Below are 15,690 nucleotides of genomic sequence, written 5' to 3'. Positions count from 1 at the left end.
TAAAAACAGAAGAGAGCATTCAATAACAAGAGAGCCTATATTGTCAAATCAATTTATTTTATTCCATATAGAGGACCATAATTCTGGCACGCTCTATAGTCTGCACCCTCTTTCTCTTCTCCAAATGATGACCATGCACTTGGGCGGAATATCTGTCCCTCTTCCACATTATGCATATTCACTGGAATACGTAATATCGAAGCCAAAGTGATCAAATCCGCACCAATATGTCCATAGCTGATCGCACCATGATTGGCACCCCAGTTGGCCATAACACTATACACATCTTTAAATGCGCCCGCTCCATTTACTCTTGGCACAAACCATGTCGTAGGCCAAGTTGGATTGGTTCTTTCATCCAAGACACGATGGATATCATCAGGTAGTTCAACAGTCCATCCCTCTGCTATCTGTAGTACTGGACCTAACCCTTTCACAATGTTCAAACGAGACATCGTCACAGGCATCTTTCCTTCTGTTTTAAATAGTGAGGAGTAACCTCCGCCACGGAAATACTCTCTGTCGGCTTGTGGCCACTGTGTATTATCCAAACATCTCTGTGCTTCCTCCTCGGTGATCTCCCAATAAGGTTTCATAGCAGGCTCCCCGTTCACATCTCTTTGCTGTGCTGTAGCATCAAGCGTAGTCGATCCTGAGTTAATAAGATGGATAACCCCTCCCGAAGCAATGCCCTCAAGCGCTTTGCCAGTAACACGTTCTACTGCATCTGGACTCCAATAAGTTCTTACATCAGAGAAGATCTGTGACGTATTGGTTAACAGATGTCCAAACAACATACTGATGCCGTTTAAACTGTCGTTCTCTGTCGCAAAAACAAATGCTTGACGAATACCATTCCAATCGAATGACGAGTTCATAATAGCTTCAGTGAAGTCTGCGTTAGGTTGATAATCGGTCCACTGTCTTTGTCCTTGGAAACCACCAACAATAGCATTTCTTCCTAACCCCTCTTCTCTATATCCTTTCTCTATTAACTTTGGATTTCCGACCATCATATCCTTACAGATAAGGGTCATCTTTACCACGGTTTCCCACTCTTTATCTTTGCGTGCTTGGTCTACCTTGTTGTGTTCTTTATTTCTATCTAACCCCTCTTTACAGTGCTTTTTAGTCCATGCCAAAGCCTTTTCATACTCCTGTTCATCATAGACTCCTTCATCGATACGTCTAAGGATCTCCACCGACTCAACAAACTCTGCGCGAATACCTAAGTAGTCTTGCATAAAATTTGAGTCAACCATAGAGCCTGCAATACCCATAGAGCTATAACCCACCGACAAATATGATTTACCATTCATCTGTGCTACAGCCAAACCAGACTTCACAAAACGTAAAACCTTTTCGCGTACATCTTCAGGTATGGTTGTATCTCCAGCATCTTGAACATCTTTTCCATAGATACCGAAAGTAGGTAGACCTTTCTGGGTATATCCAGCCAACGCTGCAGCTAGGTAAACAGCACCAGGGCGCTCCGTTCCATTAAAGCCCCAAACGGCTTTAGGGATCAGTGGATCTGTATCCATTACCTCTGTACCATAACACCAGCAAGGGGTGACAGTCAATGAGACACCAACATTCTCTCTTTTGAATTTATTGGCACACATGGCTGCTTCTGCCACTCCTCCAATGCAACTATCGGCAATAACACATGTTACCTTTTCGCCGCTAGCAAAACGAATATTCTCCTCAATAAATTTCGCTGCTGCCTTTGCAAGTTCCATAACCTGAGTCTCTAATGACTCTCTAACACCGCGTTCACGACCGTCAATTACAGGTCTGATACCTACCTTTGGAAGATCTCCAATCAATCGATTACCCATCAGAAAAAAGTTTAAATATTTGTCATGTTAATTTTAATGTAAAGTTGGTCATCTCTGTCTAAGTATAAAATGGATAATTTTACTATTTTTATATCTGTTTGAAACATCCGCGATATGGAAGCATTTAAAAAGATACCCGATATTGGTGATCCATCCGATATCCATCAACATTTTCCTAGTTATGACCTGCATCTACTCTGTTGTAGGTATTGGTGGTTGCGTCATTGGGAGTTTCAAGAGCTCTCTTTTCCCTACTGGAGAATATATCACAACAGTCGTTCTGGGGCCTCCATAATATATAATGGACAAGAGCATCAGTTATCGCCTGATGAGATCGTAATGATCGCTCCAAACACCTCTTATGCCACCCGAATGTTTCATCACCCCATCCCTAAAGTGGGCTACGCTTTAGAGGGAAATAGGATCGATCTAGATAATGTCAGAACATCCAAAAAATCATTGGATACCATCTGTCATCTTTTTATCCATTTTAACCTAGGGATGCCTTACGATAGTGTCTCTCCTGAAGTCTTTTTTCTGAAACTAACCCCACATATCAAAGAGAAACTCGACACAATCAAGGATCAAGTATTGCTCTATAATACCCATTTTAGTTTTCATACCAACCTAGCCATACGATCGATGATTACCGACCTATTATTTGAACTCCCTCAAGACAAATGGCTGTTAATAAGTAAAGATTACCGTATTATTCAGGTGATGAACTATTTGGATCAGAATATCTCAGAAGACCTCACCAACCCAATCCTGGCAAGTGAAGCACGTATGTCCACCAATGCCTTCACACGGCTTTTTAAAGAAGAAACAGGCATCTCTCCACAACAATTCGTCAAGAAGAAACGAATAGATCATGCCTGCATCTTACTGCATCACTCCGAAAAGACCATCGATGAAATTGCCATCCTCTGCGGCTTTGCGGACCGCTACCACTTTTCAAGAATATTTAAACAACACACCACCCAGTCTCCCGCCAAATATCGTAGACAGTTCGGTTTGCAGTAACAGTGCTTCATGGAAGTCTTGAATCGCAAGGATAGCACACAGATGAAACAGATCTTCGTTGATGTGGATGGGACAACCGCTGGGAACGCTGAGCTCCAGCTCGGCATCGTGTATCAGGAGAGCAACAACTTAGTATTGCTTCATGTAGGTGTTGAATCGCAAGGATAGCACACTGATGAGACAGATTAGACAGATGAAACAGATCTTTTTATGGTTATGACTACGTAGAGTGGCGATGCTCGCGTCTATATCGATACTTCAACTTTCCCTGAAAGGGAAACCGAATCTAGCCCAATGGTGGAATGGAAATGAAGTGCTTTAGCTCTGAATATGGAATGGAGCCTTGGGTTAGCTCCACTCACCTACATTCAAGGGCTGAAAGTCCGGCCCAGTAGATCAAATATGTATTATAGCCACGGATTAGACGGATTTTCACAGATCTTTGTTGATGTAGAAGAGAGCGACAACAGCTGGGAACGGGGTGCTGCCCCTCGGTATCGTGTATCAGGAGAGCAACAACTTAGTCTTGCTTCATGGAGGTGTTGAATCGCAAGGATAGCACACTGATGAGACAGATTAGACAGATGAAACAGATCTTTTTATGGTTATGACTACGTAGAGTGGCGATGCTCGCGTCTATATCGATACTTCAACTTTCCCTGAAAGGGAAACCGAATCTAGCCCAATGGTGGAATGGAAATGAAGTGCTTTAGCTCTGAATATGGAATGAAGCCTTGGGTTAGCTCCACTCACCTACATTCAAGGGCTGAAAGTCCGGCCCAGTAGATCAAATATGTATTATAGCCACGGATTAGACGGATTATCACGGATCTTTGTTGATGTGGATGGGACAACCACTGGGAACGCTGAGCTCCAGCTCGGCATCGTCTGTCAGGAGAGCGACAACTTAGTATTGCTTCATGGAGGTGTTGAATCGCAAGGATAGCACACAGATGAAACAGATCTTTTTATGGTTATGACCACGTAGAGGCGCGATGCTCGCGTCTATATCGATACTTCAACTTTCCCTGAAAGGGAAACCGAATCTAGCCCAATGGTGGAATGGAAATGAAGTGCTTTAGCTCTGAATATGGAATGGAGCCTTGGGTTAGCTCCACTCACCTACATTCAAGGGCTGAAAGTCCGGCCCAGTAGATCAAATATGTATTATAGCCACGGATTAGACGGATTTTCACGGATCTTTGTTGGTGTGGATGAGACAACCGCTGGGAACGGGGTGCTGCCCCTCGGCATCGTGTGTCAGGAGAGCAACAACTTAGTATTGCTTCATGTAGGTGTTGAATCGCAAGGATAGCACACTGATGAAACAGATTAGACAGATGAAACAGATCTTTTTATGGTTATGACCACGTAGAGGCGCGATGCACGCGTCTATATCGATACTTCAACTTTCCCTGCAAGGGAAACCGAATCTAGCCCAATGGTGGAATGGAAATGAAGTGCTTTAGCTCTGAATATGGAATGGAGCCTTGGGTTAGCTCCACTCACCTACATTCAAGGGCTGAAAGTCCGGCCCAGTAGATCAAATATGTATTATAGCCACGGATTAGACGGATCTTTGTTGATGTGGATGAGACAATTACTGGGAACGCAGAGCTCCAGCTCGACATTCCCAGCGTTGGCAATATCATTGTTTCGAACCCACATTATTGCAACAATGTACTAAAAGCTCTCTCTTTTTAAGACGTGTCAAGCCTATATTTAAATCACAGTTAAGAGACGGTTTCTTTACCCTTAAGTTACCTTTTAGTCGAGTGGAGGTAAGGGAAGGGTAACTTAAGGGTAACTTAACCTACTGTTTGTCATTTTGTTGGGGGTATGATTTTAATGGCTAGAGAGGGACGTCTGTTTCTGGTAATTATATTTACGATAGGTGTTTATTACGTGATCGAATATGCCCGTTTAATGGTATGGAAGAGATATTTGTAATCCAATGCCATGGAGTTGACGACAGTATATGAATGTAGGTAGATGGTAGTACCCTCCTTCGTGTCTCCTCCCACCCTCCTTCGACTCTTGGTCACATATTGCATATCCATTGTTCATATATTGATTATGCTTTTGTCACTAAAAATGTGGAGGAAGGGTGAGCAATATATGACCAATATGTGAAGGATATATGAACAATAGAGGGAGGAGGGTCGAAGGAGGGTGGGAGAAGAGACGAAGAAAGGTGGGATTAGGATCTTTTATTATTGGTTGTGGTGGAAAGGGAAAAGTACCATGTAGAGGCGCGATGCTCGCGTCTAAATTTTAGTCACGGATTGGATGGATTGGACGCATTCCCACTGATCTGGTTGAAGTGCAAGAATGGGACAACCGCTGGGAACGCCGAGCTTCGCTCGGCATCATGTGTCAACCCTACTATAGGGCAATATGCTCGTGATGCAACCTACGCAGATGAATACTATGGTTGTGGCTCTCTTGTGGCACGATGCCGAGCAGGAGCTCGGCGTTCCCAGCGGTTGTTCACATTTAATTCTTCTTCCAACATTCCCTGAAAGGGAAATCGAACATAGCCCAATGGTGTGAACCATCGTTTGACCGCAAGGTCAAGGTATTGGTAGGAGCCTTGGGTAATAGTGTAAAATAATAGTAGGGCGGTGAGTCCGATCCACGGACCTCATTCCATCGACGTGGATGATATCGTTGTGGGTTCCCTTTCGTGTAGATGAATTCGCATGTTTTGCGCGTTGTTTTCCTGAATTCGAGATGGATGTCCGTATGTTACCAAAGTGGGAAATATAAGTTTACACTGTTAGAAAGACGGTGTAAACTTATATTGTAGTCGATGATGTAATGATCATGTCGTGTTTGATAACTCATGGAGAGTTGCATGGAGATTAGTTTGTCACGAGTGCATCGAAGTTGGTGCTTAGGGGCATACTGTTTTGGAAATCGTAGAGTGTCTGTTTTCGGATCTTATATAAGTAGGACCAGAATTGATAGATGCTTTGTATATAGGCGATCTGTGCACTTGACCTCTTTTGTCGTGAGCTTTGCAGTTGGAGCAGATCTACGTTGCCTTCTATATATCTACGATAGTTCATATTATAGGCATCTTCTGCTGCATTTTTGGCTTTCTGACTATTGTTGACCACTTTCGGTTGTAGATTGAAGTCGATGGTGGCAAGGAGCACCTCTTGTTCGAACGATTGACGTTTTTGTGCTGCTTCGATACGTACTACTTCTTGGTTCTTTAGGGCTTTCTGTTTTTGTCCTTTGCGGTTTCCCCAATCCAAGATGGGAATGGATAGGTTTAGGAGGATCGATTGTTGATCCATGGGATCTTTTAGGGACTCATTAAAGGTTGGGCCTTGTTGGTTTAGTCCATATGTAGCTCCTATGTTGGCCTTAAATCGACTCTCTTTGATTCTCTTATCCACTTGCTGTGCTGCGGTGAGCTCTTTGGTTTTAAGTCCTAATATTTCTGGATTGTTTTCAAAAGCTTTCTGTATGGCTGTCACCTTGTCGATAGATGTTTTGTTGTCTATGGCAGGAAGGACAGGGGTCCAATCTGTATTGGCATCGATATCCAAATAGGAGGTGAAGATGGATTTGCTTTTCATCAACGACTTATTGGCTTCTGCCAATTGTACTTCGGCATTATATACATCTAGCTCTAAATCGACCAATTCGCTTTTGGTTATAAAAGCAGTTTTGAAGCGTTCTTTCCCAATGATAATAGAGCTTTTGGCGTCTTCTAATATCGATTTTTGTAGGCGATATCTCTCTTGGGAGATAAGGAAATTGAAGTAGTAGGCTACCACATTGAGATGAATGTTTTCAAGTTGCAGGATGTAATCTGCTTTGGCAATCTCATACTGTAATGGTGCCACTTTTCTACGCCACTTAAACTCATTGTAACCGTTTAATGGTTGACTGAAACCAACTTGGATGATGTTGGTGTTGAAAGAGGTGGACTTGGTGTTGCCAAAGTTTTGTAGACGAGAGGTTCCTGAAGTGATAAAGAATCGACCTCCTGTTGCAACTAAGTTTTGGTTGATCTCAAAGTTAAGATTATTTTCTAGGCTCTGTTCTTGTTTATATTGGTCAATATTCAGTGCCTGATTGTACCTTTTTACAAAACTCCTACGATAGTTGGCAGGGGTGAAGTCACTGGTTATCCATGGGAGTTTTTGGGCATGATACATGCGGTAGTCCCAATAGGATACCAAATACATGTTTTCGGCTTTGAAGGCATCTAACGACTGTTTCTGCGCCATCTTCATCGATTCCATCAAAGTTATGGTTGTCTGTGCAAGGCTGTGGTTGTATAAATTTACGAAAAGACACACCCATAGGATGCGAATAAATCTAGTGTAATAATTTTTCATCTTTAAGTTATGTCGGTTTTTGTTCTCTTTTACTTCTGTTTCTAATATTCTTTATTATTCTCAGGAAGTCATTGAATAATATTTCGAAAGATAGTCTACTAAATTAAAGATAATTATTGTAAGATTTAAAGGAAAAGCATATGATTTATATGTCATACTACTTGTGCTTTTTCGTGTGTTTCTACATGGTAAGAGTAGTTGTTTGTTTGAAAACCTTATTTGGGTCTATTTTATCGTGGTAAATTATATTTTGTTGTAAATATAAAATATTTATATTTACAATTCAGTCCAGCTTTAAGGTCTAAATAGATATGATCACAGGTGGACAACTAAACTATATAACCAATAAAGATAAATATAGGATTCATGGGGTTTTCTCGTGTTGTATTCTGTGTTGATATAATTATTAGATTATGATAAAACTAACTTTTTATTTTTTGACATTCATATCTATATGGTGTCTATCTTCTTGTAACGTCGTTTCTAACAATGAAGAGGAAACAAAGTATACGACGTCTGTTAGGGAGGTGATTTCGCAGAAGTCTCAAGCATTACCATTATCTAACTATTGCTCTTCTATAAAGTATATTCTTCTAGAAAGTCGAAAAGAAGCAATGATAAGGAAACTATTGCGTATAGAATTCTCAGATAAACATCTGTTTGTTTCGGATGGAAAGAAGATTTTAAAATACCATTTGGATGGCACATTTGTTCGTCAAATTGGGAGTGTTGGCAAAGGTCCTGAAGAGTATGGGGCGGGTAGAGTCAATTTTGTATTAGACCCAGTACACGAAGAAGTATTTGTTTGGAATACCCAAGGACAAGTGGTGGTTTATCGTCAGACAGATGGTATGTACTTACGACGTTTTAGTGTTCGACAACGTATTCTGGATATGGCATATTCTAAGAGTGCAGATAGGCTTGTGGTCGTTGGACAACGAACGGAAGATAAGGAGGGGGACCTATTTTTATATAAAGATATGAAGCGGTATGATAGGATGGGAATGGCTACTGATTCTCTAAATTATCATAATTCATCAAAAAAACATATAGGTATGGGATCTATTTGTTACTCTTTGAAGGATCATATCCATTTTATGTTTGGATCAGATGATCTAATGTACGAAATGAATAGTGATGGGAGTATCCATCCATATATTCATTTCGATTTTGAGAATAGCGTCTCTTATGAGCAAGTGGATGTTCGAAAGAACAGCTATCCGAACTATCTTCAAGTTTTATCTCCAGTAGAGATGGATGATGCACTTTTTTATGTAATAAAGAAAGGGTTTAACAGAAAAGAGGTGAAGTTTTACTTCTCTGTTTTTGATAAAAAGAGTGGTCAGTCGACTTTGGCAAAGCATATTATAGATGATATTCATGGAGTGGGTACTTTTTGGCCAGTGCAAATAACTGACTCTGGGATAATAGGCCAAGCAAGTGCATCAACCATTCTGTCTGAATGTGAGAAGAAAAATATCGATAAGGCCACTTTGGGACTTCAGGATCTTACTATGGAAAGTAATCCTGTGGTTATTATCGCGAAGTAGTATCGATGAGACGATAACCTTTATGATATATAAAATTAAAGGTTTTACCGGTAGCAATAAATAAGTTTTGGCAATGAGAGTTTGATAATAGATACAGGGCCTGTTCATAGATCTAGTTTTATGAACAAGCCCTGATTTGATCTACTCTTTGGTGTAGATGGATAGTTTGCTGAATGATAGTGTTACAGGTTTATTTGAATCTAATCCGATACGAATATACCTAACGGATCTACCTTGGATAGTGGCTCCCATATCAGTGATGTTGAATGGAATGTCCCACACTTCTTCTAGCTTAGTTGTTTTCCATATGGTGGTCCATGATTTAGCATCACCAGAGATGGATAGGTTCATGGTCTTCATGTCTGGATTGTTTTTTAATACTCGACGATGGATTTTTATGCCATATACTTTTCTCTCTTTCTGAAGATCTAATTCAATGTATGGTGTCTTCTCTTTTTTCGATTGGAATGAGAAGTCTCTTACTTTTTGGTCTCCTATCAGTGCATCAATATTTATTGGGAGTTTGATGGCATCAGATACAGAAGAATATTTTACTGTGAGACCATTGGTCAATTGTTTTGCTCCTTCAATTTCGTAGCTACTTAATACTTTTTTGATGGGAGATAGGCCTACTCTCTTCTTAAAACGTAGAGCAACAACTCTAACAGGTTGCATGTTCTCTATTGTTGATAGATCAAAGATCCATTGGTTGTTCTCCTTTTTCCATGATATTTTCTGTTTGGTTCCAAAAACTTTAGCTGAAATAGGTTCTTGACCTAATGCAGGAAGGTGAAGTTGTTGTATGGTTGGATCGGTAACTAATAACCACGCATCTCGGCCTTTTCGTGTACTTACACCTCCTTTATATGGGTAGAATGGTCCTCCACGGGTTTCATAAATGGCTTTGCCATATTGATGAAGCCATTTGCCTAAAGAGTCCATCAACGCAATTTGGGCTTGTTCGAATGCACCATCTGGACGAGGGCCCAAGTTGATCATGTAGTTTCCATTATTTCCAACCACCCCTACCATGTCACGTATTAATTCGTTAGGGGACATGAGCTTTGGAGTTTTGTTGTATGACCACTGGTTTTTGTCGATGGTTACCCATGCTTGCCAAGGGTGATCTAACCATGCTGTGACATTGTTGCCATGCTTTACCAAACGTTCACGATCTTGGAAATCGCCGCAGTATTTAAGTCCATCCATATAGAGGTGGTTCCCTTTACCAACACTACGTCTTCCGATATCGATGCGAGAATTGAGAAGAATTTCTGGTTTCTCTTCATGAAAACGGCGATATAGACGTGATCCTACTTCGTGGGTATAGGTCTTGTCCCACTCCCCATCGAACTGGATAAAGTCCACGTTATATTTATTGATTAGCTCTAGACATTGGTTCTCGAAGAAGGTGAAATATCGTTCTAAGTTGGGGCTGTCGTTTTGTTTTTTGATAAGAGGTCCAGGACCACCGAAGTTATATGGTGCCCAATCAGGATGGTACCAATCTAAGTTTGAGTAGTAAGCCCCTAGCATGATATGGTGACGTTTACATGCTTTGGATAGTTCTTTCATGATATCTACTTTGTATTTGGCACTCTCCATGTCATATGGGGTATAGTCTGAATACCATAAACAAAAGCCGTCGTGGTGTTTTGCAGTGGGAGCCATATATTTGATTCCCCAACGTTTCATTAATGAGGCCCACTCTTCTGCATTAAATTTAGTTGGGGCAAACGACTTGTAGTAGTTGTCGTATACCTCTTTAGGTATTTTGCGATCTCTAGCCCAGCTGATCTCTTCTCCTCCTAGTGAGGATGGCCCCCAATGAACGCTAAGACCGACTCGAAGATCCATCCATTTTTCTTGTGCTTTCTTTGGAGCTTTCAGGTCGGGATTAAGGTCGCCGCCACCACTTAATTGGGAGAATGCTGTGGTGGAGAAGATTGAAACGATAAGGAGTAGGCATAGCTTGCCTATTCGTTGTGTAATTTTCATGGTTTATTAGTTAAATGTGAATTAATACCTATAGATTCAAAAGGCGACCAATCATATTAAGAAGCTATTTGAATAAAGGTGGCTTGAATTTAATCATAAAATATGATTAAATTCAAAGATCTACTTTTTCAATTAGGGGCGCTGATTCTAATTATAGAGATAGTTACGCTATTTCAGTGTGAAATATACCCATTTAGACTTATTGTGGTGGCATTTCGTTGTTCTCGTGGTTATATATATTGATCCTTTTTAGATAGTAATGTTAGGTGCATTAAAAGGAGTAGGTATTCATTTAGTAAGGGTGGTAAATGAGTTTGTGTCTTGATATTAGTATTACAAATATAACTTAGAGTAACACTCCCGTTGCAATTTGTATAGGATAATCTATAATATAGATGAAATAAGTATTTTCTATTCAGTTTGTTATTATATTTAGTGTGACTTTTTGGGACAAAAGTAGAGGGTAACTCTATTAATATCTCAAAAAGTTTAAGCCTTTAATTAAAATATTTGAGATACTATTCAAGTATTGATATAATACTTGGATATGTATTGTTGCGTTTTTGAAGGCTGTTGCTTATGGATTTATTTCAATAAACTTTAAATACACAACATGATTAAAAGAATTATTCTAATTCACTTAGGAGTCCTTTTCTCTTTGGTAGGCTTCTCAAAAAATAGTAATAAAGAGTTAGGTGTTGTTCCGCAACCCAAACATATTGAGCTAACACATGCATCTAAGAGTTTTGTTTTAGATCAAAAAACGGTGGTCTCTTATGGAGATGGTTTATCTAATATTGCATCTTATTTGGGAGATAGGCTATCACAATCAACAGGATATAGTGTAAGACAAGAGGCGAAGACAAGTAGAGTAGGTATTCGTTTAGAGGTGAACCGATCATTGAGTGATAATGATGGTGCTTATACTTTGGTAAGTAGTAAAAAGAGGGTAACTATTATAGGTGCTACCCCTAAAGGCGTTTTTTGGGGAGTACAAACTTTACTTCAGTTGTTGCCACCAGAAGTGTATTCTAAAAGTGTGGTGAATAATGTGGATTGGAAAATCCCTTCGGTTAAAATAGAGGATGCACCATCTTTTGAACGATTTAGAGGGGTCCATATTGATATCTCAAGACACTTTAGAACGAAGAAAGAGATACTCCAAACTCTTGATATGATGGCGATGCATAAGATGAATGTACTGCATCTTCATTTTTCGGATGATGATGGTTGGCGTATAGAGAGTAAAGTGTATCCTAAATTAACTGCTGTTGGGTCACAGGGTGATCGAAGTTCCAAAGGTAAAGGGGATTTCCATTTCTTAACACAAGAGGATGTAAAGGAGATTATCGCTTATGCGAATGCTCGTTATATTGAGGTGCTACCTGAGATTGATATGCCCGGTCATATGCATGCTGTGGTTCGTTCATACCCTGACTTAGCAAGTGATAAGGATCCTAGAAAGAAGAAGAAAGTGATTCGAATAGATGAAAAAGGGGCTACCTTTTGTCGTAATATCCTTAAGGAGATGGTTGATCTATTTAATCAGCCCTCAGAGTTTCACCTAGGTTTTGATGAGGTGAATTTAGGTGCCAAGATTTATACAGATGAGGAGATTAATGCTTTTGCATCACAAATGGCTAAGTATGTTAAGGATGAGTTGAACACAACTCCTATATTATGGGATGATGCTTTTGAGAAAGGAATTCATAATCCAGATTACTTAATTCAGTGGTGGAGATTTGGTTTGATTGCTTGGTGGAAGACATTGGAGATGCCTATGGATCAAAAGCTGTTGAAGCTCGATCAACCATTTATACTATCTCCTGGTAACTATACTTATTTTGATATGTCGAACACACCAAAAGACCCTGGAGCACGTTGGGGAGGGGCTATTTCTGTTGCTCAAATATATGCATGGGAGCCACTGCTTGATCTAACCAACTATGATCCATCAAAGAGAAGTTTAGTGAAGGGAATTATTTGTGCTGTATGGAGTGAGAAAATCCGAAATATGGATACGTTTGAAGAGCGTGTTTACCCACGATTGGCGGTGATGAGTGAGAAGTGTTGGGCGACAGATGGTAATACTAATGATAAGTTATCATGGGAAGATTATCGTGATCATGTGTTGTCGAAGCAGTTGAAGCGTTATGACGTGATTGGTGTTAACTATTGGAGTAAAGGAGCACCTGATAAACTGAAGCAGTTAAAGTCAGCCAAGAAAGTAGGAAAGAAATAGATGGTTGCTGGATACTAACTGGCTATTAAATTGTGATATGAGCTATGTTTTTGTGTTTTAGGTTGTTTGTGCTTCGTTGAAGAGTGTGGCTGTAGGTAAAACGATGCTTCTATTCTTTGCTTTGTCAAAACAAAACATCTTCACAAGATCTTATTGTTCGTCTTAAAATTCAATTGGTATTCATCGTATTGATGGCTATAAGAGATAGTGGATAGTCATTTTAAGTTGATATTTTATTGCAGAGAAGAGTGTGAGATATCATTCTTCTTTGCACATTTGTAGTCCTCCATTGAGGATGGAATAGTGTAAAAATAGATTGAGTACATATAAATAGAAAAAACTATCTAGTAGATGATGAAGGATATAATTTTAGATCATCTTAAGCAATCAAAGGTGCCAAGTTCGATTGCTTCTATGTTATCGAGCATTGGTAATGTTGAAGAGGTTAGAACTAAGAGTGTGATTGTTGAGATCGGAGCGATGTGTAACCGTATCTTCTTTGTTCTTGAGGGAGGTTTAGTATCACAATATTTGACCGAAAGTGGCAGTTATAAGACCGTGAATTTCTATCTCGGCAATCTTCAGTCATTTGTAACTATTCCTAACTCTTATTTTTTACATGAGAAATCATCTTTCCGGTTGAAGGCGATAACACAATCGCAAGTTGTTTCCTTCGAAAAAGAGGTGTTAGATCAATTGGTTGCTGAATCATCGGAGTTTAGGGATTGGTATCAGAAAAAGATTATCCATACCCTTGTTGAGGAGTATTCTTCTAAGTCAAACATCATTACGATGAGTAGTAAAGAGATGTATCAGTACTTGTTGCGTGAACAACCTGAAGTGATAAGAAGTGTTCCATCAACTTATATTGCTCAGTATTTAGGAATATCACGCGAGCATTTAAGTAGAATGAGAAAAGAAATTGGTTGAAGGTGTTTTGTTAGCATTTATCACACTTTTTGATTTGTGTACCCTGTACTTTTGAATTGTTGTTTTATTAAAAAGATAAGTATATGGGAAATACAAAGAAAATATTCTTGGACTATGATATCCAAAAAGGGACACACCGATCGGCAGAGGAGGAGTGGTCTATCCACAATACACTTTCGCCTAATTTTACGGAGTGGCACTATTGGACTTGTATCATGGAAGGCAGTAATGGAGATCGCTTTTTCTTCTTCTTTTGTGATTTCAATATGGATAGTGATGTGATGAAAGGGTATATCCAAGAACTTGATCCGAGTTTCGATCCTCCAGAAGATCAGTTGGTGTTTATGGGACAGACTTTATTGTCTAATTATAGTCGTGATCACTATTTTAGTGATGTAGATATTGCTATTATGGACCCTAAAGATGCCTTTGATAAAACCAACAATACCAAACACTTCAAGAGTAATCGATATCAAGCCGAGTTGACTTATAAGGATGGACAAGTGGTGATAAAAGCCAAAGGTCCAAATTATGATGTTGAGTTATTTGCTACTGGGGCCGATAAGGTGATGTGGGCTAAAGATAATTTAGGTAAAGAGGGCTTTATAAGACAAGGAGCGGAGGATGATAGAAGTTTCTACTACTCATTGCCTGATCTACCTTTCCATGGTAAATTATCATACACCATTGATGGCGAATCCCTGTCTACTGAGGTGACAGGTCGTGGATGGATTGATAAGCAGTGGGGTGACTTTAGAACGAAAGCATGGGAGTGGTCGTCTATGCGCTTTGCTGATGGAGATCGTATCAACCTATATAATTTTGAAGGGGGATATCAAGTGGGTACCTACCAAAAGCATAATGGAGAGTGTGAATATTTCGATAACTTCACCGTTTTTCAAAAAGGTTATGCTAAGACTCCAGATAATGTGTGGTTTTCGCATGGATGGGAGTACGAACTTCCTGTCAAAGGTAAAGTTTATTGTGTGGAACCGTTAAGTGATAAGAATATTATGATTGCTCCAGGTAACTCTTTCTTTGAAGGTCTAGGTAAGTTGATGGATAAAGAGGGAAATCAAGTGGGATGGTGTGTCAACGAATCTATGGATGTAAGGGTGATGGAGAATGAGCCAGGAGGAAGATTTCAGAATAATAAACCATAGTGTGCTGCATGTGTTAACGACGTGTAGTTTCATTGGATCGATCTAATTATAGTCTTCATTAATACACATATAATCCTTATGTTGCCTAAGAATATTAGCAACATATTAATTGCCATTTTCTTTAGGATCAGATAACTCTGGCCTTAGAAAATGGCTTTGTTTTATTATTATGATTTTTCTCTATGGAGTCATAATTAAATGAGTCTTTATCTTACTTATAGGCAACACCTAAGTATCTTTTAAAATGATTTTTAGCTATGTTTAGGACCTTAGTACATGACAAAAAATAAGAGAAGGAGGTAATAATTGTGAGCTAAAATAAAAACTCGGATATTTAGAGATGTCATCCTCCTTCAGGGCTTGTTCATAAAATTTATACGGCAATGAACTTGTTTGTTTTTCTCTTAATTTATTTAGATTATTGTCTTTATTTATTCTCGTTAATCCACTGCATGTGAACAATATAATGATAGACATCGATTTTTGTATTCCATGGTTTAGGGACTTGAAATTATCTTCTCCAAAATTGACATCTCTTATTCGATTCATTACTTCGATTTTCCAATGATTCCTTATGCCCCTGCA

General features: G+C 39.4%; 8 protein-coding genes. 5 read left to right on the top strand and 3 right to left on the bottom strand.

Going from position 1 to position 15,690, the window contains the following annotated elements:
• Positions 1 to 53 precede the first annotated feature (53 nt).
• Positions 54 to 1,841, bottom strand: coding sequence for an L-fucose isomerase (locus tag K5X82_08210; GenBank protein QZT38873.1), 1,788 nt, complete (start codon positions 1,839 to 1,841; stop codon positions 54 to 56).
• Between the two features lie 114 nt (positions 1,842 to 1,955).
• Here K5X82_08210 and K5X82_08205 point away from each other — a divergent pair, with 114 nt between their 5' ends.
• Entirely contained in the window at positions 1,956 to 2,864 is a 909-nt protein-coding gene (locus K5X82_08205) for an AraC family transcriptional regulator (GenBank protein QZT38872.1), read from the top strand.
• A 2,864-nt stretch (positions 2,865 to 5,728) separates the two neighbouring features.
• Here the strand turns inward: K5X82_08205 and K5X82_08200 are convergent.
• Positions 5,729 to 7,222 carry a TolC family protein gene (locus tag K5X82_08200; protein QZT38871.1) on the bottom strand — a complete coding sequence of 498 codons (1,494 nt, stop codon included), beginning with the start codon at positions 7,220 to 7,222 and terminating at the stop codon, positions 5,729 to 5,731.
• A gap of 413 nt (positions 7,223 to 7,635) precedes the next feature.
• On the opposite strand from K5X82_08200, the gene K5X82_08195 reads away from it, so the two are divergent.
• On the top strand, positions 7,636 to 8,772 hold the full coding sequence (locus K5X82_08195) for a 6-bladed beta-propeller (GenBank protein ID QZT38870.1): 1,137 nt from the start codon (positions 7,636 to 7,638) through the stop codon (positions 8,770 to 8,772).
• A gap of 141 nt (positions 8,773 to 8,913) precedes the next feature.
• On the opposite strand, the gene K5X82_08190 is transcribed toward K5X82_08195, so the two are convergent.
• Positions 8,914 to 10,770: an alpha-L-fucosidase gene (locus tag K5X82_08190; GenBank protein QZT38869.1), complete on the bottom strand. Its 1,857-nt coding sequence runs from the start codon at positions 10,768 to 10,770 to the stop codon at positions 8,914 to 8,916.
• A gap of 613 nt (positions 10,771 to 11,383) precedes the next feature.
• Between K5X82_08190 and K5X82_08185 the strand changes: the two genes are divergently transcribed.
• From K5X82_08185 to K5X82_08175, 3 genes are all read left to right on the top strand, one after another.
• The gene (locus K5X82_08185; protein QZT38868.1) at positions 11,384 to 13,012 is read left to right on the top strand and encodes a beta-N-acetylhexosaminidase; all 1,629 of its coding nucleotides are present in this window, start codon (positions 11,384 to 11,386) and stop codon (positions 13,010 to 13,012) included.
• A gap of 351 nt (positions 13,013 to 13,363) precedes the next feature.
• Positions 13,364 to 13,942, top strand: a complete 579-nt coding sequence (locus K5X82_08180) for a Crp/Fnr family transcriptional regulator (protein QZT38867.1) — start codon at positions 13,364 to 13,366, stop codon at positions 13,940 to 13,942.
• A gap of 83 nt (positions 13,943 to 14,025) precedes the next feature.
• Complete coding sequence (locus tag K5X82_08175) at positions 14,026 to 15,105, top strand: hypothetical protein (GenBank protein QZT38866.1); 1,080 nt, start codon at positions 14,026 to 14,028, stop codon at positions 15,103 to 15,105.
• The last annotated feature ends 585 nt before the right edge of the window (positions 15,106 to 15,690 follow it).

The sequence above is a fragment of the Prolixibacteraceae bacterium genome, assembly GCA_019856515.1.
GTDB classification, from domain to species: domain Bacteria; phylum Bacteroidota; class Bacteroidia; order Bacteroidales; family Prolixibacteraceae; genus Halosquirtibacter; species Halosquirtibacter xylanolyticus.
This window is presented reverse-complemented; position numbering and strand designations above follow the sequence as displayed.

Coding starts and splice junctions, on each gene's coding strand:
- K5X82_08210 (QZT38873.1), bottom strand. CDS start 1,841: ATGGGTAATCGATTGATTGGAGATCTTCCAAAGGTAGGTATCAGACCT.
- K5X82_08205 (QZT38872.1), top strand. CDS start 1,956: ATGGAAGCATTTAAAAAGATACCCGATATTGGTGATCCATCCGATATC.
- K5X82_08200 (QZT38871.1), bottom strand. CDS start 7,222: ATGAAAAATTATTACACTAGATTTATTCGCATCCTATGGGTGTGTCTT.
- K5X82_08195 (QZT38870.1), top strand. CDS start 7,636: ATGATAAAACTAACTTTTTATTTTTTGACATTCATATCTATATGGTGT.
- K5X82_08190 (QZT38869.1), bottom strand. CDS start 10,770: ATGAAAATTACACAACGAATAGGCAAGCTATGCCTACTCCTTATCGTT.
- K5X82_08185 (QZT38868.1), top strand. CDS start 11,384: ATGATTAAAAGAATTATTCTAATTCACTTAGGAGTCCTTTTCTCTTTG.
- K5X82_08180 (QZT38867.1), top strand. CDS start 13,364: ATGATGAAGGATATAATTTTAGATCATCTTAAGCAATCAAAGGTGCCA.
- K5X82_08175 (QZT38866.1), top strand. CDS start 14,026: ATGGGAAATACAAAGAAAATATTCTTGGACTATGATATCCAAAAAGGG.